The sequence below is a fragment of the Amycolatopsis sp. lyj-108 genome, assembly GCF_046549005.1.
Lineage (GTDB): Bacteria > Actinomycetota > Actinomycetes > Mycobacteriales > Pseudonocardiaceae > Amycolatopsis.
On the sequence record NZ_JAJPWQ010000001.1, the window covers coordinates 261,774 to 279,756 of the forward strand.

15 protein-coding genes are annotated in these 17,983 nt (G+C 69.7%); 4 read left to right on the forward strand and 11 right to left on the reverse strand.

The genetic code is table 11. The features are described 5' to 3' along the window. Positions 1-243: 243 nt before the first annotated feature. From trxA to ACLJO0_RS01340, 9 genes are all read right to left on the reverse strand, one after another. Positions 244-567, reverse strand: a complete 324-nt coding sequence (gene trxA / locus ACLJO0_RS01300) for a thioredoxin (protein ID WP_410576206.1) — start codon at positions 565-567, stop codon at positions 244-246. A 41-nt stretch (positions 568-608) separates the two neighbouring features. Further along, entirely contained in the window at positions 609-1,604 is a 996-nt protein-coding gene (trxB, locus tag ACLJO0_RS01305) for a thioredoxin-disulfide reductase (RefSeq protein WP_410576207.1), read from the reverse strand. Between the two features lie 215 nt (positions 1,605-1,819). After that, positions 1,820-2,608 carry a hypothetical protein gene (locus ACLJO0_RS01310; protein WP_410576208.1) on the reverse strand — a complete coding sequence of 263 codons (789 nt, stop codon included), beginning with the start codon at positions 2,606-2,608 and terminating at the stop codon, positions 1,820-1,822. Then, positions 2,605-3,264, reverse strand: a complete 660-nt coding sequence (gene sigM / locus ACLJO0_RS01315; protein ID WP_276365453.1) for an RNA polymerase sigma factor SigM — start codon at positions 3,262-3,264, stop codon at positions 2,605-2,607. Before sigM ends, ACLJO0_RS01310 begins: the two co-directional genes overlap by 4 nt. Before the next feature lie 31 nt (positions 3,265-3,295). Further along, positions 3,296-4,855: a protein kinase family protein gene (locus ACLJO0_RS01320; RefSeq protein WP_410576939.1), complete on the reverse strand. Its 1,560-nt coding sequence runs from the start codon at positions 4,853-4,855 to the stop codon at positions 3,296-3,298. Positions 4,856-4,975: 120 nt separating this feature from the next. Beyond that, complete coding sequence (gene murJ / locus ACLJO0_RS01325; RefSeq protein ID WP_410576940.1) at positions 4,976-6,712, reverse strand: murein biosynthesis integral membrane protein MurJ; 1,737 nt, start codon at positions 6,710-6,712, stop codon at positions 4,976-4,978. A 308-nt stretch (positions 6,713-7,020) separates the two neighbouring features. Further along, positions 7,021-7,275, reverse strand: coding sequence for a hypothetical protein (locus ACLJO0_RS01330; RefSeq protein ID WP_410576209.1), 255 nt, complete (start codon positions 7,273-7,275; stop codon positions 7,021-7,023). Between the two features lie 99 nt (positions 7,276-7,374). Continuing rightward, positions 7,375-9,522, reverse strand: a complete 2,148-nt coding sequence (locus tag ACLJO0_RS01335; protein WP_410576210.1) for a DUF6049 family protein — start codon at positions 9,520-9,522, stop codon at positions 7,375-7,377. Beyond that, positions 9,519-10,043: an NUDIX hydrolase gene (locus ACLJO0_RS01340; protein WP_410576211.1), complete on the reverse strand. Its 525-nt coding sequence runs from the start codon at positions 10,041-10,043 to the stop codon at positions 9,519-9,521. The genes ACLJO0_RS01335 and ACLJO0_RS01340 overlap by 4 nt, the downstream gene beginning before the upstream one ends. A 148-nt stretch (positions 10,044-10,191) precedes the next feature. Here ACLJO0_RS01340 and ACLJO0_RS01345 point away from each other — a divergent pair, with 148 nt between their 5' ends. From ACLJO0_RS01345 to ACLJO0_RS01360, 4 genes are all read left to right on the forward strand, one after another. Beyond that, positions 10,192-11,610, forward strand: a complete 1,419-nt coding sequence (locus ACLJO0_RS01345) for a CCA tRNA nucleotidyltransferase (protein WP_410576941.1) — start codon at positions 10,192-10,194, stop codon at positions 11,608-11,610. 79 nt (positions 11,611-11,689) lie between these two features. Continuing rightward, a complete protein-coding gene (locus ACLJO0_RS01350) occupies positions 11,690-12,997 on the forward strand; it encodes a sensor histidine kinase (RefSeq protein ID WP_410576212.1) in 1,308 nt (435 codons plus the stop codon). Positions 12,998-13,013: 16 nt separating this feature from the next. After that, positions 13,014-13,865: a class I SAM-dependent methyltransferase gene (locus ACLJO0_RS01355; RefSeq protein ID WP_410576213.1), complete on the forward strand. Its 852-nt coding sequence runs from the start codon at positions 13,014-13,016 to the stop codon at positions 13,863-13,865. 19 nt (positions 13,866-13,884) lie between these two features. Continuing rightward, the gene (locus ACLJO0_RS01360) at positions 13,885-14,871 is read left to right on the forward strand and encodes an LLM class flavin-dependent oxidoreductase (RefSeq protein WP_410576214.1); all 987 of its coding nucleotides are present in this window, start codon (positions 13,885-13,887) and stop codon (positions 14,869-14,871) included. A 25-nt stretch (positions 14,872-14,896) separates the two neighbouring features. On the opposite strand, the gene ACLJO0_RS01365 is transcribed toward ACLJO0_RS01360, so the two are convergent. Both ACLJO0_RS01365 and ACLJO0_RS01370 read right to left on the reverse strand, forming a co-directional pair. Further along, positions 14,897-16,822, reverse strand: a complete 1,926-nt coding sequence (locus ACLJO0_RS01365) for a TNT domain-containing protein (protein WP_410576215.1) — start codon at positions 16,820-16,822, stop codon at positions 14,897-14,899. Between the two features lie 40 nt (positions 16,823-16,862). Further along, the gene (locus tag ACLJO0_RS01370; RefSeq protein ID WP_410576216.1) at positions 16,863-17,981 is read right to left on the reverse strand and encodes an ADP-ribosylglycohydrolase family protein; all 1,119 of its coding nucleotides are present in this window, start codon (positions 17,979-17,981) and stop codon (positions 16,863-16,865) included. Positions 17,982-17,983: the final 2 nt, after the last annotated feature.

Below are 17,983 nucleotides of genomic sequence, written 5' to 3' on the forward strand. Positions count from 1 at the left end.
CGCTCTTCCCTTTGGGGCACCGATCGAGCTCGATGCACGACTCTGAAAACCCTGCGGGGCGAACCCCGGTGCTCTATTGTGCCCTGTGAACTCTCGGTGAGCGCGGAGGCCCGGTCGGTGCGTCAAGCGCCCGTTCGTGGAACTCGTCCAGGCGTACCCGTAACGCTGAGATTTACCCAGTCTGCCGAACGACGAAACCCGGAGCCTGGGCAGGCCCCGGGTTTCGGCTGGTGAAACGCGAGATCAGAGGATGTCGGCAAGGTCCGACAGCAGCGCGGCCTTCGGCTTGGCGCCGACGATCTGTTTCACCGGCTTGCCGCCCTGGAACAGGATCAGCGTCGGGATCGACATCACCTGGTAGTCACGCGCAGTGTTCGGGTTGGCGTCGATGTCGAGCTTCGCGATGGTCAGCTTGTCGCCGTTCTCCGCCGCGATCTCCTCGAGCACCGGGGCGACCATCTTGCACGGACCGCACCAGGTGGCCCAGAAGTCGACCAGCACGGGCTTCTCGCTCGTCAGCACGTCGTCGACGAACGTCTTGTCGGTCACCGTCACGGTGTTGGCCATGGTGTCTCCTTCTGGGTGGTGAAACTCCGGTGTGGGAAAAGTCAGTTGGTGGTGGCGCCGTAGCCGCCGCCGACCAGCTCAGGGGTTTCCTGGGCGGTCTCGACACCGGCGTGCTCCGCCAGCCATCGTTCCGCGTCGATCGCCGCGGCGCAGCCCGAGCCCGCGGCGGTGATCGCCTGCCGGTACGTGCGGTCGACCAGGTCGCCCGCCGCGAAAACACCCGGAAGGTTCGTGTACGAGGTCCGGCCCTGGGTGAGCACGTAACCGTCCTCGTCGAGGTCCACCTGACCACGCACCAGTTCGCTGCGCGGATCGTGACCGATCGCGACGAAGAACCCGGTCACGTCCAGCTTCGACTCTTCGCCGGTCACCGTGTCCTTGAGCTTGAGGCCCTCGACCTTGCCCTCGCCCTCGACCTCGGTGATCTGCTTGTTGAGCGCCCACTTGATCTTGTCGTTCTCGCGGGCGCGCTCCAGCATGATCTTGGAGGCACGGAACTCCTCGCGACGGTGGACGATCGTGACGGACTTGGCGAACTTCGTCAGGAAGGTCGCCTCCTCCATCGCGGAGTCGCCGCCGCCGGCGACCACGATGTCGTGGTCGCGGAAGAAGAAACCGTCGCAAGTGGCGCAGGCGGAGACGCCGCGGCCGAGCAGCTCCTGCTCGCCCGGGACGTTCAGGTAGCGCGCGGCGGCGCCCATCGCGAGCACGACCGAACGGGCGGCGTAACGCTTGCCGTTCGCGACGACGTACTTGACGTCACCGGTCAGCTCGACGGACTCGACGTCCTCCTGGCGCAGGTCGGCGCCGAAACGCTTGGCCTGCTCGCGCATCTCTTCCATGAGGTCGGGACCCTGGATGCCTTCGCGGAAGCCGGGGAAGTTCTCGACCTCCGTCGTCGTCATCAGCGCACCGCCGAACTGAGTGCCCTCGAACACCAGCGGTTCGAGCTGCGCTCGTGCCGCGTAGACAGCGGCGGTGTAACCCGCAGGACCCGACCCAACAACGATCAGGTTCCTGATCTCCTCGGCAGCCACCCGTGACCTCCGCTCGTAGTGACCTGTTCACCAGGCTCAACACGATCGTAGGGGCCGGTGTTCCCGTGGTGACCGGCGCTACTTTCTCCCGCCTTGCGACACGACGTAGATCCGACCTCTAGCGCCGCTAGGAAAGCTAGCGCGATAGCAAAGGTCCCTCGCTCCCCCCGAAATGGGGCTGGTGGGGAGCGAGGGACCAGTGAGGTTTCGGTCGGCTACTTCTGTCCGATGATTTTGTCGAAGAGGATCGCTGGGTTGCCAGGACCGCAGTCGGCACCGAAGGCGACGATGCGGAACTGGGCGAGCTTGCCTGTCGTGTAGATCACCATCACGCCGTCCTTGCCCGCGACGTTCACCGGCCGGATGCCCTCCGGCCGCACGTCGGCGTCCATTCCGGCCGCGGCGACACAGGCGTCGAGCCGCTCTTCGGTCTTCAGCGAGCCGAAGTCGCGGACGCCGATCGCCTTGCCGACGAGCGCTTCGGCTCCTCCGCCGTCTCCGCCGACCGAAGGGCCGCTGGGGGCGGGAGGAGGCTGCGCGACGCCGCCGCCCGGCGTCGACTGCTGCGTGGTGGGCACGACGATCGCGACGGCGGCGATGGCCGCCGCGGCCACGGTCGCTATCCCGGCGCCCCAGCCGATCCGCTTGTTCCGCCGCCGCCGTGCGGCCGCGAGGTCCACCACCGGGGTGGCCTGTTCCTGCTGCCCTTCAGATGCGCCTTGAAACGCAGGCGTCACCCGCATCTCGGCGGCCAGCGCGGCGTCGATCCGTGCCGCGAACTCCGCGGGCATCGGAGCGACCGGCTCGTTCGCGAGTTCCGCGAGGTCGGCCGTGGTCGCTTCGAGTGCTTCGATGATCGCCAGTGCTTCGGGGTCGGCGTTCACCAGCGGCCACAGTTCGGCCGCCTCTCGCTCGTCCAGCACACCTGCGTGCAGGTCGGCGAGCACATCGACAGACCACGGCGGACCGACGGTCCCACCGATCCCCCTGCTCTCGTCTGTCATCGTCCCTCCCCGTCACCCGGCGTGCCCTGAGGACGCCTGGCACCCCGTTGCGGGGTAGCGCGCTCTCGTTTGCTTTCGTGAGTTGGGACGTTCGCAATCGCATCGGGGTTCCGTAGATGTCCGAGAACCTTCGCGAGCTTTCCGCGACCTCGGGCACATCGGCTCTTGACCGTGCCTTCCGCGATGCCGAGCATCTTCGCCGTCTCAGCGACGGAGTATCCCTCGACGTCGACCAACACGATCGGGGCACGTTGCTCTTCGGGAAGCTGGTCGAGGGCTTCCTTGACGACGAGGCTCGTCTCGCGTTCGGACATCGAGTCACGCGGGGAAGCCGGCTCGTTGAACTGCCCGGTCTCGGGCAGCGGAACGGTCGGCCTGGCCTTGCCCCGCCGGATGCGGTCGAGGCAGGCGTTGACGACGATGCGGTGCAACCACGTCGTCACCTGCGATTCCGCTCTGAAATTGCCCGCTGCTCGGAACGCGGAGATGAACGCGTCCTGCAGGGCGTCCGCGGCTTCTTCCGGGTCCCGCAAGGTGCGCAGGGCTACCGCCCACATGCGGTCTCGATGTCGCTGGACCAGTTCACTGAACGCGCGCGGGTCGCCGGCGGCATGCGCCGCGATGAGATCCGCGTCCGTTGGAGCTGCAGCTGTCACCCGGGAGAGCCTACTGACCCGGTGTCCCGAGTCACCCCGCAGGCAGGAAGGTCAGCTCTTTGAGTTCGGTGACGAACTTTCCGCCGTCGTCTTCACCCAGCTGAGTGATCCAGATGATGAAGTACTGACCCTGCTGAGGCTGCTGCAAAGCGATGGTCGACTCGCCCGCCGCGAGGTCCCCCGTCCCGACGACCTTGGTCTCGTCGAGCTTCGGGTTCTTCTTGTCGGCGGAGCGGATCTCGACCTTCGAGCCGGGGCTCGCCGAGTCGATCTTGAGCTGGCTGAGGGTGATCGGGTCCTTGAAGGTCACGACCAGTCCGACGCCGTCCTTGAGCACCGGGAACTGCTTGTCGTACTGGTCGGTCTTCCACGAGGTGCCCGCGTCGCCGTCGGTGGTGTTCTTGGCGCGGCCGGGGCTGTCGCCCTTGCTGCCCGGGTTGAACACGGTGACGGCCGACGGCTTCACCGCGGCACCCACGGCCGGGGACGGCTTCTGCTGGGCGGGCGGCGGCTGCTCGCCGGAGGGCGGCGCGACCTGTGAAGACGAGGGCGCGGCGACGTTGATCTGCGGACCGCTGGACTTCGATTCGCCTTGGAACAGGTTGATCAGCATCATCCCGCCCCAGGCGAGGATGACCACGGTCGCGACGACCAGCACGGTCACGCCGAACGCCAGCTTCTTGCGCCGCGCGACGTCCTTGACCGGCTTCTTCGTCGTCCAGACCGTGCCGTCCGGTTCGGCCACGGCCTCTTCCTCGCCGACGGCCTTGATCAGCTGCGTGCGCTCTTCGGCTTCGGCGACCTGGTCCAGCACGCGCAGGATGGCCGCGCTGGTGCGGATGCCGCCGTGGCCGCCGTCCTCGATGGTGCGGACGGCGAGCGAGGACAGCTCGACCGGCACCGTCGGGACCAGTGACCGCGGCGGGATGACGCGGCCGGTCGGCGCGTGCGGCGCCGCCGGGATCGCGGCGGGACCGCCGGGAAGGGCCCAGCGGCCGGTCAGCAGCAGGTACAGGACCGCGCCGAGCGCTTTGACGTCGTCGCGAAGGGTCGCTTCGGGCAGCGGGCCAGGGAAGGCGAGCTTCAGCGCGCCGTCCGGGGTGAGCCGCAGGCGCTGCGGATGGTCGAGGCCGAGGACGAGACCGTTCTGATGGGCGTGGTCGACGGCTTCCGCCAGCGCCTGCACCATCCGGGCCGCCGCGGCGGGCGCCACCGGGCGCTGTGCCACGAGGTCGACCAGGTCGCTGCCCTTGGTCCATTCCGCCACGACGACACCGAGCAGACCTTCGCTCGAGGTGACGCCGCTGCCGAGGCTCAGCACGTCGAGGACGCGCGCGACCCCGCCGTGGCCGAACTTCGAAGCGTGCGCGGCACGCTCCAGCGTCCGGCGCGCGAGCCTCGCGGCCTCCGCGTCCGCCGGATCGCCGACCAGCAGCGTCAGCGCCACATCACGCTTCAGCTGCCCGTCGCGCGCTCGCCAAAGATGCGCGGCGGCTCTTTCGTCCACCCCGAACTGTGCGAGCAGGCGATACCGGCCGTCTCCGACGACCCGGCCAGGGGCCAGCGACCCGCCTTGGGCCCGGATGCCCACCTGGCTCGCCTCCCCTGCCTGTTCGCTCCGTCTCGTATCCACCGCACTCTCCCGCGTAGCTCCCGCCCCGAGGGTACCCAGAATACGACCCGTGAACGCGCGCCATCCGTACGTGAATCGTTACCCGCGCTTGATCAACCGGGTGATCCTGTCCGTGGCGGGCTTCAATTCCTCGACTTTGAGGGCCATGAGCACGCCGAACGACACCGCGATCCCGACCACCGTCTGCAGGAGAAGTTTCACCCAGGCATGGAAAGTAGGCCCGAACGAGTCAGGGACGACCTGCCCGGCGAGCCACGCCGCGCCGACCCCGAGCACACTCGCGGCGACCGTGAAGAGGATCACCCCGAGAACCCGCTTGCTCCGGAGATTTCCGAGGGTCACCCACAGCCAGACCTGACCGAGGATCGCGCCGACGACGAACGTGAGGCCGTTGACCATCATCACGCCGAGCACGATGTTGTCCTTCGACAGCAGTACGGGGCACAGGTAGAGCAGCGGCACCTTCACCACGGTCATCACGATCATGATCAGCACCGGCGTCCGCGCGTCCTTCATCGAGTAGAACACCCGCATCTGGAGCATCACCAGCGCGTACGGCAGCAGCGCGAACGCGCTGATCGCCAGCGCCTCGCCCATCCGCGACGCGTCCTCGACCCTGCCCTTGCCCAAGGTGAACAGCGCGATGCCGACCGAACCGCCGACGACGGTCATCACCGCGGAGATCGGCAAGAGCGTCACCGTCGAGATACGTGACGCGTAGGAAAGGTCGCCGATCAGCTTCTTGTGGTCGCCGTCCGCGGCCGCGCGGCTCATCCTCGGCATGATCGCGGTCAGCAGCGACACCCCGATGACGCCGTACGGCAGCTGGAAGAGCAGCCACGCGTTGCTGTACGCGGTCACACCGCCCTGCGAACCGCTGGTCAGCACGCGGGTCGTGATCGTGTAGCCGACCTGGCTGACCGCGACGTAGCCGACGGTCCAGAGCGCGAGCCCGCCGAACTCCTTCATGCGCTTGTCGATGCCCCAGCGCCATTTGAACTTGAACCCGGACCGCAGCAGCGGCGGGATCAGCAGCACCGACTGCGCCACGATGCCCGCGGTCACGCCGAGGCCGAGCGTCAGCAGTTTCGGGTCGGTGATCGACACCGGATCGGTCGAGATGTTCCCCGGCATCACCCACACCACGAGGATGGTGAAGATGACGACCAGGTTGTTGATCACCGGTGCCCATGCCGTCGGGCCGAAGATGTGCTTCGCGTTCAGCACCGCCGAGAGCAGTGCGAACACGCCGTAGAAGAAGATCTGCGGCAGCAGCAGGTACGCGAACGCGGTGACCAGCGCGGGATTGGCGTCACCGTTGTCGTCGACGTAGAGCTTGGTGATCAGCGGCGCGGCGATGACCGCGATCGCCGTTCCGACGATCAGCAGCGTGCCCGCCACCGTGACCAGCCGCTGCGTGTACGCCTCGCCGCCGTCCTTGTCGTCCTGCGACCGCACGAGCAGCGGGACCACGAGGCTGGACAGCACCCCGCCCATCAGCAGTTCGAAGATGATGTTCGGCATGGTGTTGGCGACGTTGAACGAGTCGTTCTCGACCTTGGCGCCGATGGCCGCGACCAGCAGCAGCTTCCACGCGAAGCCGGTGATCCGGCTGATCAGCGAGGCGATCGCCATCCGGCCGCTGGATTTCGCGAGTGACGGCGTCTTCGCCGGGGCGGCGACATCCTGCTCGCCGGTCTGCCCCGGCCGCGGTTTGACCAGCGGCGCGTCCTTGATCGCCGGCATGACCTGCGTGGCTAGCTGGTCGTACGGGCGGAGGACGTCGGGGTCGGCGACCGGCCAGCGCGAGCCCATCGGGACGCCGGGGGTGCGCGGGATGAACCGCGTCGCGTCGGGCTCGTCGCGCCGGTCGACCTGCCACGGGCGGACCGGTGGCGGCTGGCGGCGCCCGCGATGCGGCGGGGGCGGCGTCTGGTTGAGCGCCTGAGGCGCCGTCGTCGGACGGCGCGGCGGCGGCTTCGGTGTCGACGGGACAGGCTGCGGCAGCGGCGGTCCCTGCGGCGGCGGAACCGGCTGACGCCGGGTCGGCGGCGGCGGTGTCCCCTGCGGCGGGGGCACCTTCCGCGGCGGCACCTGCGCCGGCGGCGGGTTCTGGGGCGGCCTCAGCCGCCGTGTTTCGTCGTCGGGACGGCCCGCGACCCGTTGACGCCTGCCGTCGGGCGGCGGCTGCTGGGGCGGGGGCGGCGGCTGCTGGGAAGGCGGCGGCACCGCCCGCCGCGGGCGCTCACCGCGTTCGGGCGGGAGCTGCTGCGGGGGCGGTGGACGACGTTCGGGACGTCGTGCCGGACCATCGGTGCGGCGGGGCGGGGGCGGAGTGCCTTCGCGCCGGGGACGGCCTGCACGCTCGGGCGGTACACCCGGCTCTCTTTCCAACGCGTGCCCAATCCTCGGTGCTCGACTACCTGATGCCCGGTGGCATCGTTCGACCCAGGGTAATCGGCAACGCCCTGAAACACTTAAACCTGTGCGTCCTCGGTCACACGAGGGGTGGTTTCGCCGGCCGGATCGGCTCGCGAGTCCTTGATCCTCCGGTAGATCCGGCGGGACGAGAGCAGCAGCAACGCGCCGGCCGCGGTGATCGTGATGATGATGGTGATCGCGCCGTACTCGGTGGAGGTCAGCTCGAACCGCGCGTCGGTGCCGAGCCTGGTCCCGTCGGGCGTGGTCAGGGACACGTCGACGCTGAACCGGCCGGCCCGGAGTGCCTCGACCGGGAGCAGCTGGTTGACGGCGCCGTTGGCCGGGACGGTCCGCTCCGGGACGGCTTCGGTGGGGCGCAGGCCGACGTTGTTCTTCAGCACGGTGCGGACGTTGATGCCGACCGGCAGGCCGTTGGTGATGTACGCGGGCAGCGGCGACGCGCCGGAAGCCAGCGCGATCGTCTGCTTCGGCCGCTCCACGGTGACCTGGCCGCGGATCGCGTCGAGGTCGCCGCGGGCGTTGCCGGTGACGGTCGCGGCATCCGCGCCACGCCACGACGTCGAGGCGGCCCGGATGAGGGCGAGCCGGACCGGGGCGATCACGTCGGCCGGATTCACCCGTTTGGTGGCATCCATCGTCATCGCCGACGACAGGCCCAGCGTCTCGTTGTCGATCTGCGACATCTTCGCGGTGACGTCGCCGCTGGTCGCGGCCGTCAGATCCTGCGGGTCGTAGTTGACCGACGCCGTCCCGGACGGGCTCTCGCCGAGCAGGTCGGGCAGTGGCGACGACTTGACGAGGCCCGCGGCGTAGAAGTCGCCCATTCGCTCCAGGAACGTGGTGAGTTCGGGGCCGGTCGCGTCCCAGTGCCGCGGCGGCGCGATCAGCAGCTGCGAACGCTCCTGCCCGGTCTGCCCGCCGAGCCCGGCACGGAAGGCGATGGCGCCGAGCCCGTTCTGGGTGGACTCCGAGCCGTTCAGCGCGGACGTGATCAGCGCGTCGATCGGCTGCGCGCGCAGGTCCGTGCCTTCGAGGGCGACCATGCCCGAAAGGGGTGAATCGGACTGGAGCTTGCCCGAATCGGTCAGCACGGTCTTGACGCCTGCCTTGCCGATCGCTTCGACGGTCTGCGCGTCGAGGGCGCCGCCGGGCCAGAGCACGCCGTCCTGCGGCTGGATGCCGAGCAGGTTCTTGATCGTCGCGGCGCCACCGACCGCACTGGCCAGGAGCGCGGTGTCGGTGGCGTCGCCGGCCCGGACCTTCGTCAGCGCGGTGAGGTCGGCGTCGGCGAACGGGAGGGTGACCACGCAACGGCCCGCGACCAGCGCCTTCAGCTGGCCGAGCCAGTTCCTCGCGGTGTCGACGCCCTTGCCGGGGACGGGTCCGCCGCCGGTGGCGACCTGGTAGCCGCGGGTCATCCCGTCCACGGTCGCGACCAGGTCGGGGTCGATGGCCAGGCACAGCGACGACGAGACCTTGGTGTCCGCCTCGGCCGCGCGTGCCGCCGCGACCAGTGCGTCCAGCCGTCCGCCGGGGGCCAGTTCGTCCGCGAGCCGCTCGTCCGCCAGGGTCAGCGGGCCGCCGAGCGGGGACGAGACGACGTGCACGGTGCTGTTCGCGATCGGCCACAGCAGGCTCGCCGACGGCGCCGAAGGCGGACGCGACGCGGGTGCCTTGCCGGGGAGGCCGAGCACCGGCATCAGCAGGGTGACCGCCGCCAGCCGTTCCGGTCCGCCGAAATCGGGGGTGCCGTTGACGTTGACCAGCAGCGGGTACACGCCGGTCTTCGGGAACTGGAGCTTCGAGGACTGGCCGAGCGGGACAGCGAGGTTCAGCGCGGCGCTCTGACCCGGTTCCAGGGTGTCCGGCACGAGGTCGACGAACTCCGTCGCCGCGAGGTCCTTGAACTTGTCGCCCGCGAGGACGTCGCCGATCTGCTGCTCGGTCTGCAACCGGGTGCCGAGTTGCAGTCGGACGCCCAGCTTGCTGATCTTCCGGTCGCCGACGTTGGTGACGCGGCCGGTGACGGTGAGTGAAGTCGAGGTCGTGGACACCACGCGGGGGTTCAACTCGTCGAGGTCCACACGCAGCCGGGGCTGTTCCTGGGCCTGCGCGACCGCGACGGGCAACGCGGAGAAGGCCAGGAACAGGATCGACAGGACAGTGGCGGCAAGCCGCTTCACTCAGGTGCTCCCTCGGCGGTGTGCTGTTGCTGCGCGAAGAGTTCTTTGGCCTTCCGGACGAGCTTGCGCTCGTCGGAGTAGGCGAGTTTGGTTTCCAGCTCGGCGAGCGGTACCCAGGCGACCTCGGTCACCTCGACATCCTCGTCCGAAAGTTCGCCGCCGGTGGATTCCAGGATGAAATGGTGCACTGTCTTGTGCACCCGCCGGCGTTCGGCCACGAACCAGTAGTCGATGGTGCCGAGCGGCTGGAGGACCCGCGCGGAGATGCCGGTCTCTTCCTTCACCTCGCGCACCGCTGTCTGCTCCACCGTTTCACCGTCCTCGATGTGGCCCTTCGGCAGCGACCACAGCAGTCTGCCGTGCCGGTCGAGCCGCCCGATCAGCGCGGCGTTCAGCCGTTCGGCGTCGACGACGAGTCCGCCGGCCGAGGTTTCGTCGACCGTCGTCAGCCGCCTTCCCCGCCTGCGCCTCCGCCGGCGGCCCGGCTTCGAAGCGCCGGAGCGGCCGGCTGATCCAGACATGCTGCGATGCTAGAGCAAACGGCGGTACGGGTACGCTGGCTCACCATGCCCGTGTTGGGCCCGGCCGTAGTAAGTACATCCAAATCGTGGTGGGATTGTCGTGAACAAGGTGGTCGCCGGGCAGGCGATTGCGGGGAAGAGCACTGCGATGCAGAACGCCGTGACCGAGCTGATGCGCATCTCCCCGTTGGCGGACGAGCTCGCGAAGCTCTTCGCGAAGGCGGGGTACAGCCTGTACCTCGTCGGCGGCAGCGTCCGCGACATGATGCTCCGCAGGCTGTCGAACGACCTCGACTTCACCACCGACGCCCGGCCGGACCAGGTGCTCAAGATCGTCAGCGCCTGGGGCGACGCGGTCTGGGATGTCGGTATCGCGTTCGGCACGGTCGGCGTGACCAAACAGGGCATGACGCTGGAGATCACCACGTTCCGCGCCGACAGCTACGACCGCGTCGGCCGCAACCCCGAGGTCACCTTCGGCGACAGCATCGAGGGAGATTTGCTTCGCCGCGACTTCACGGTCAACGCGATGGCGATCGACCTGGCGAACAAGACCTTCGTCGACCCGTACGACGGGCTCCAGGCGCTGCAGGACCAGGTGCTCGACACGCCGGCGACCCCGCAGGAGTCCTTCGCCGACGACCCGCTGCGCATGCTGCGGGCCGCGCGGTTCGCCGCGCAGCTCGGGTTCACCGCGGCGCCGCGGGTGATCGACGCGATGACGTCGATGGCCGAGGAGATCGATCGGATCACCGCCGAACGTGTCCAGGCCGAGCTGTCGAAGCTGCTGCTGGCGGACGACCCCCGGCCCGGAATCGAGCTGCTGGTCGACACCCGCCTCGCCGACCGGGTGCTGCCCGAGGTGCCCGGCATGCGGCTCGCGATCGACGAGCACCACCAGCACAAGGACGTCTACCAGCACTCGCTGACCGTGCTCGCGCAGGCGATCGACCTGGAGAAGACCCACGAGCCGACGTCGGAGCCGGATCTGATCCTGCGGCTCGCGGCGCTCCTGCACGACGTCGGCAAGCCCGCGACGCGCGAGTTCCAGCCCGGCGGCGGGGTGAGCTTCCACCATCACGAGGTCGTCGGCGCGAAGATGGCCCGCAAACGTTTGCGTGCCCTGAAGTTCTCGAAGGAGATCGTCCAGGACGTCAGCCAGCTCGTGTTTCTGCACCTGCGGTTCCACGGCTACGGCAAGGGCGAATGGACCGATTCGGCGGTGCGGCGCTACGTCACCGACGCCGGTGACCTGCTGCCCCGGCTGCACAAGTTGGTGCGCGCCGACTGCACCACACGCAACCGCAAGAAGGCGGCCGCGCTGCAGGCGACCTACGACGACCTCGAGCGGCGGATCGAAACGATCCAGGCGCAGGAGGACCTCGACCGGGTCCGGCCGGACCTCAACGGCGAGGAGATCATGCGGATCCTCGGGCTCAAGCCGGGGCCGGACGTCGGCAAGGCGTGGAAGCACCTGAAGGAACTGCGGCTCGACCGCGGTCCGCTGGAGCACGACGAAGCGGTGGCCGAGTTGAAGAAATGGGCCGCCGAGAACGGCATCGGCTGAGATGACTCCCGTTGGCCTCTGGATCCGTCCGGCGTAAACCGAGATACTCCTGCCGGTGCTCCGGGCAGGGGGAAAATCCATGGCGAAGCGGCCGCCCAGTTTTCTGGTGACGTTGCTGCGTCGCGGCGCGCCCGCGCTGGCCACGGCGACGAGCGAGCTGTCCGACGAGGTCGGCGACCCGACACCGATGCGCGCGCTCCGGCGGATCCAGCAGATGTCCGGTCCGATCGACACGGCCCATCGCGACAATCTTCTGCTCAGAGCCGCCCGTTATGTCGCCCTCGTCCCGTTGGTCTACCGGCTCTTCGCGGTGCCCGGCGCGTTCGGCGTCTACGTCTCCACGCACGGCATGATCGGGATCGGCCCGGTCGGGCTGGTGGCACTCGGGTCGGCCGCGCTCTCGCTGTACGGGATCCGGTGGATGCTGCGCTCGGCGCCGTTCCGCCCGCAGCACGCCGTCCGCCTGCTGGCGCTCGACCTCGTGTTCACGCTGCTCGCGCCGCTCGCGGTGGGGGCACTGGTGCCGGCTTCGGTCTTCACCGAGGCGATGGCGGTGCCCGGAAAACACCTGCTCGGCGAGGTCGCGTTGCTGGCGCTGGCGCTGGGCATGCCCGCCGCCGCGGCGCTCGCCCTCGTCAGCTTCCCGGTGCGGATGCTCGCGTCCCTGTTCGGCACCGGCCAGGCCGCGCCCGGCGACGCGATGGCCACCTTCCCGTCGATCCTCGGCGTGCTCTTCACCGCGAGCGGCGCCCTCGTCCTGATCGGCCTCGGCACCCGGCTCGCCCTCGCGTACGGCATCCGCAACGGCCGGATCGCCGAACGCGCCCGCCAGCACCGGATGCTGCACGACTCGGTGCTGCAGACCCTCGAAGCGATCGCGCTGGTCGACAAGGGCGACGTGGCCGCGCGGCTCGCGGAGGTGCAGCGGCTGGCGCGGGCGCAGTCGATGGAACTGCGGCGGACGATCGAGAGCGAGGCTTCGCAACGTTCGGAGGCCGGGTCGCGGCCGCTGGGCGAGAAGCTCGCGTCGCTGGCGGCGGAGATGGCGCGCGACGGCCTGCGCGCCCAGCTCGTGATCGCCGAACTCGACGACGACACGCTTTCGGAGGTCCGGCAGATCGCCATCCGCGACGCCGTCCGCGAGTCCCTGCGCAACACCCTCAAACACGCCGGGACGGACAAGGTCGTCGTGCGCGTCGAGGAGCGGGAAGGCGGCGTCACGGTGATCACCCGCGATCACGGTGCCGGGTTCAGCATCGACTCCCGGCCCGCCGGATTCGGGATCAGCGAGTCCATCACCGCCCGGCTGAACGAGGTCGGCGGAACCGCGAGGGTGGAGTCGGCTCCGGGCAATGGCACCAGAGTCACCCTTTGGGTGCCGTTCTGACGGTAAACAGGAGAGCATGAAGAAAACGGACGTCCTGGCCGAAGCGCTCACCGCGTACCGCGACGGTGACCAGGCCAAGGCCGCGGACCTCGCCGAGCGCGCCGGATCCACGCTCGGCCGCGAACTGCACCGGTACCTGACCGAGGGCGGCGGCGGAGGTGTGTACGACCAGCCCGCCGCGTTCACGGAGTTCATCCGCGGCGGCGGGAACGTCAAGCTCTACCGCGTGCTCAGCGCCATGCTCGCGCGGCGCTACGGCAGCGTCGGCTCCCTGCTCGACCTCGGCTGCGGCGACGGGCTCGCCGTCGTCCCCGCGCTCGAACAGGCGGACCGGCAGCCGGGCCGCATCGACCTGGTCGAGCCGTCGAGCGCGCTGCTCGCGGAAACCCGCAAGCACCTCGGCGGCACCCACGGCCTGCACACCTGGGGCGTCACCGCGCAGGAGTTCCTCGCCCGCGACGACGACAGGCACTGGCAGCTGACGCAGTCGACGTTCGCACTCCAGTCGATCCCGACCGCCGAGCGCACCGAGGTCCTCCGTGCGCTCCGGCCGCGCACCGCCTGCCTGGTGCTCGCCGAATTCGACGTGCCCGAGTACGACGAAGACTCCGCCGAGTACCTGCTCTCCCTGGTCAGCCGCTACGAACGCGGGATCTCGGAGTACGGCAAGGCCGCGTCGCTGGTGGCGCAGGGGTTCCTGCTGCCGATCCTGCTCGGCCTGGTCAAACCGGGGGCGGACCGCACGAACTGGGAACAGCCCGCCACCGACTGGGCTTCGCAGCTGAAGGAAGCGGGCTTCGCCGGCATCCGGATCGAGCCGCTGGCGGACTACTGGTGGTCGCCCGCGGTGCTCATCACCGCGTCCTGAGTTTGGCTACGTTGGGGGCATGGGGATCCTGCTTTCCGCGCTCGAACTCGCCATCGTCGAGGACGGCCGCGCGGCCACCGAAGTACTCGCGTCGACAGTCGCCGTCACCGGAAAACTGGAGGAACTGGGGTATCACCGCGTCTGGATCGCGGAGCATCACGGCTCGCCCGCCATCGCGACGTCCTCGCCGCCGGTGCTGGCCGCGCATCTCGCCGCGGTGACGTCGTCGATCCGGGTCGGTTCCGGCGGGGTGATGGCGCCGAACCACGCCCCGCTGGCGATCGCCGAGCAGTTCGCGACGCTTTCGGCGTTGAACCCCGGCCGGATCGACCTCGGCGTCGGGCGCGGTCCCGGCACGTTCGACGAGAAGATCATCCGCGCGCTGCGACGGGGCGCGGACCCGGCGACGGACGACGAGTACCGCGCCGACGTCGCCGAGTTGCTGGGTCATCTGGCCGGGGAGACCGGTATCCGGGTGCTGCCCGGCGAGGTGCCGACGCCGGAACCGTGGCTGCTGTGTTCCAGCGCGGCCGGTGCCTCGCTCGCGGCCGAGCTCGGCTTGCCGATCGCGGTCGCGCACCACATCCGCCCGCAGCACACGGCCGAGGTGCTGCAGGCCTATCGCGCGAACTTCAAGCCGTCACGGTGGCGCGAAAAGCCGTACGTGATCCTCTGCGTCGAGACGATCTGCGCGGACACCGACGCGGAAGCGGCCCAGCTCGCCGGACCGTGCGCGGTGATCAAGTCGTACCTGCTCAAGGGCGAAGGCGGTGATCTCGCCTTCCCGACCCCGGAACAGGCGGCCGCGCACGAGATGGCGCCGGAATCGGCCGAGCTGGTCGCACAGTTCACCGCCGTGCAGGCACACGGCGGACCGGAAAAGGTGGTGCGGTCGCTGAAGGACCTCGCCGCGGCCACCGGTGCCGACGAGCTGATGCTGACGACACCGGTGTACGACTCGGCGGCGCGGGCCCGGTCCTACGAGCTGGTCGCCAAGTCGATTTAGCCCGCGAGAACCCGCATTCAGCGGACTAGACGCGGGAGAGCGCACCGGTTTCGAGGTGCTGGGCGAGCGGCCGCGGCAGAACGTAGGCCACGGCTCCGCCCGGCGTCCCGTTCCACGGTGCGGTGATGCCGGTGACCACGCGCAGCGGCCGCAGGACGCGGTACAGGCGGCGTTCGCGTTCGCGGTCCGCGGCCAGCGACGTCTCGATGAACCGCGCCGCTTCGGCGTGCACGAGGTTGCCGGTCTCGTTCCCGAACCGCTGCACCGTGGTGCCCGCCGGGAGGACGACGATCCGCTTGCGTCGGAAGAAGTTCAGCGGCGGTTCGCCGCGCAGCGGCAGGATCGGCCAGTCGGCCGGGTTGTCGGCCTCCTCGTTCGCGCCGACCGTTGCCCGTGCCGGGTACAGCAGCAGGGTGCCGAGGAAGAACCGCGCCGCCTCTTCGAGTTTGGCGAACGCCACCGGCTCGTCCGTCGGCGGACGCGAGACCTCCCAGCCGCTCTCGGTACGGCGCAACGTCCACAGGCCCGGTTCCGGGACCGCGTTCGCGCCGATCCGGTACGACGTCGGCGCGACGCCGTGTTCGGCCAGGCGCTGGTACAGGACGTCCAGCACCTCGACGGCCCGGATGTCGCGCGCGGGTTCGCCGTCGCGTTCGACGCGGGTGCGGATGCTTTCGTCCGGCAGATCCGCGGCGGTCTGCGGCGGCCGCGGCTTGCCGACGATCTCCGCCTCGGCGGTCGCCCGCACCAGCTCACCGACCAGCGGCGGCCGGAAGCCGGCGGCCCGGATGTGCTCGACCAGCTCCGGCTCGGGCGGCACGCCGTACTTGCGCAGGTAGTGCGGCACGGCCGCGGGCCAGATCCAGACGCCGTCGGTGTGGAAGGCGTTCGGCACGTCCGGCGGGCCGTTCGGGGTGAAGATGTCCGGCTGCGGACCGGGCCGGGTCAACGCCACCGGCGAGCGGAAGAGGTAGTCCAGAACGCCGCGCATCATTTCCGGCGGCACCGGCGACCGGTTGACGACCGGCCGTTCGCCCTCGTTGTGCGCGTCGACGACCTTCGCGTGCCGGAACACCACGTCCAGCGGCAGGCCGGCCTTGGCCGAGAGCCAGGCCGGGACGTGCTTCTTGTCGCGCGGGAAGATCGCGAGTTCGGTCGCGTACGCGCGCGGCGACGGCTTCCCGCCCTCGTTCGGCGCCAGCCGCCACGTGGGTTCCTGCTCGGCGTCGAAGTCGAAGTCGAAATGCGATTCCGAGTCCAGCGTGAAGGTGCCCTGGAACCAGGTGCCGGTCTCCGGCTGGTTCATCGCCGCACGCAACCGCGCGAACAGCGAACCGAGCTCCGGCGGGGCCGCGATCGACACCGACACCGGGCCGTTGCCCTCGTCGCCGACCGAGCGGACCTCGAGTTCGGAGTAGTCGCCGACCTGCCGGAACTGGGCGCCGACCCGCTGCCAGCCCGGCGGCAGCACCCGCAGCAGGGTCCGGCCGATGGCGCGCAGCAGTGCGGCCTGGTCACCCGTTCCGGGCTCCGGCCGGGCCTCCGGCGTCTCGACGAAATCGTGCCTGGTCTGCCACAACGCCGTCAGCCGCGACGGCGCGGCCGTGGTCGAGAAGTCCGTCAGCCCCAGTTCGGCCGCGCGGGCCGAGTCCTCGCCCGCCCAGCGCAAGGTCAGGTCGCCGCCGCCGGTGTTCGGCGCGATCTGGAAGTGCTCGTCGTCGAACCGGCCATACGACTGGAGGCTGAAGGTCGCGCCTGCCTCGCCGTTCAGCACCACGCGGGCGGGCCGCCCGTTCCAGTCGCGATCGAACCCCTCCGGCGCCGCTTCCCCCGGCGGCGCGATGAGCAGCAGCGTGCCGTCTTCGGTCGACCGCTGGGCCGCGAAGACGGTGTCCCCCCAGACGGCGTACAGGCCATCCGGCCGCTCCGCCGCTTGAACCCGGTAACGCACTATGTGTCCCCTCCCCAAGTTCCCCAAACCGGAGGTAAATCTAGTGGGCCGGATAGCGGGCGTACCACCGGTCGTCACCCGGCGCGTTCCCGCCGAACTCCGCGAGCGCGTCGTCCGCCAGCTGTCCGATCACTTCGCTCAGCTCCAGCTCCACGAGCCAGCTCGTCTCCAGCTCTTCCTCGCCGTACATCGCGCCGACGAGGTTCCCGCAGACCGATCCCGTCGAGTCGCTGTCACCGCTGTGGTTCACCGACGCGAGCAGCGCGACGTTCGGGTCCGTGGTGGCCAGCGCGACGTAGACCGACATGGAGAGCGCGGTTTCGCCGACGTTCCCCTGCCCGAGCGTCTCGAGCTTCTCCGGCGTCGGGGCCCCTTCCTTGGACAGGACGAGAGCCTGATCCAGCGCGACGCTCTGCTCCTCGTGCCCCGGGTACTTCTCCAGTTCGGCACGGGCGGTCGAGAGGGCGTCGAGCAGCGGTTTCCCGCGCAGCAGTTCGTGCACGATCACCGCGAAAGCACCCGACGAGAGATACCCGCTCGGGTGACCGTGCGTCAGTGCCGCGCTCTCGGCGCCGAGCCGGAACACCTCGGCGAGATCGTCCGACCACAGCGCGACCGGGGCCGCGCGCATGATGCCGCCGCAGCCCTTCGAGTTGTTCACCGGCTTGGCCATACCGGCGCGCACTCCGGTCTTCCCGTACGCCTCCAGCTCGCTGAAGCAGGTGAGGCCGGGCGCGCGACGGCTGAACAGCTCGCGGTTCGTGATCAGCCAGCCGTCCGGTTCCGGGCTCGTGTTCTCCGGGCCGCGAGCCCGCTCCCACGAGACACCCTGGGTGTGCAGCCAGCGCTGGTAGGCCAGCTGGAGAGATTGTTCGACGGGCTCGGCGATAGCGAAGGTCCCTTGCTCCCGGCGGGCGGCGGCATGGGCCCTGATCAGGCCTTCCAGGGTGAACAGCGTCATCTGGGTGTCGTCGGTGATCCGGCCGAGGCCGCCGTACGCGGGGATGAGACCGGTGATCCCGGCCGGTCCGGCGATCTCCCGGATACGGTCGATCGAGTCGAACTCGGTCTTCGCGCCGAGCGCGTCGCCGAGCGCCCCCGCGTACAGGCTGCCGCGCAGCCGCGACCTGGTCGCCGGATCTTGAAGCCACTCGCGCATGT

Excerpts from the sequence above, each read along its gene's own strand:
- trxA (WP_410576206.1), bottom strand. The coding sequence starts at position 567 with ATGGCCAACACCGTGACGGTGACCGACAAGACGTTCGTCGACGACGTG.
- ACLJO0_RS01310 (WP_410576208.1), bottom strand. The coding sequence starts at position 2,608 with ATGACAGACGAGAGCAGGGGGATCGGTGGGACCGTCGGTCCGCCGTGG.
- murJ (WP_410576940.1), bottom strand. The coding sequence starts at position 6,712 with ATGGGCTCGCGCTGGCCGGTCGCCGACCCCGACGTCCTCCGCCCGTAC.
- ACLJO0_RS01340 (WP_410576211.1), bottom strand. The coding sequence starts at position 10,043 with ATGTCTGGATCAGCCGGCCGCTCCGGCGCTTCGAAGCCGGGCCGCCGG.
- ACLJO0_RS01345 (WP_410576941.1), top strand. The coding sequence starts at position 10,192 with ATGCAGAACGCCGTGACCGAGCTGATGCGCATCTCCCCGTTGGCGGAC.
- ACLJO0_RS01350 (WP_410576212.1), top strand. The coding sequence starts at position 11,690 with ATGGCGAAGCGGCCGCCCAGTTTTCTGGTGACGTTGCTGCGTCGCGGC.
- ACLJO0_RS01355 (WP_410576213.1), top strand. The coding sequence starts at position 13,014 with ATGAAGAAAACGGACGTCCTGGCCGAAGCGCTCACCGCGTACCGCGAC.
- ACLJO0_RS01360 (WP_410576214.1), top strand. The coding sequence starts at position 13,885 with ATGGGGATCCTGCTTTCCGCGCTCGAACTCGCCATCGTCGAGGACGGC.
- ACLJO0_RS01370 (WP_410576216.1), bottom strand. The coding sequence starts at position 17,981 with ATGCGCGAGTGGCTTCAAGATCCGGCGACCAGGTCGCGGCTGCGCGGC.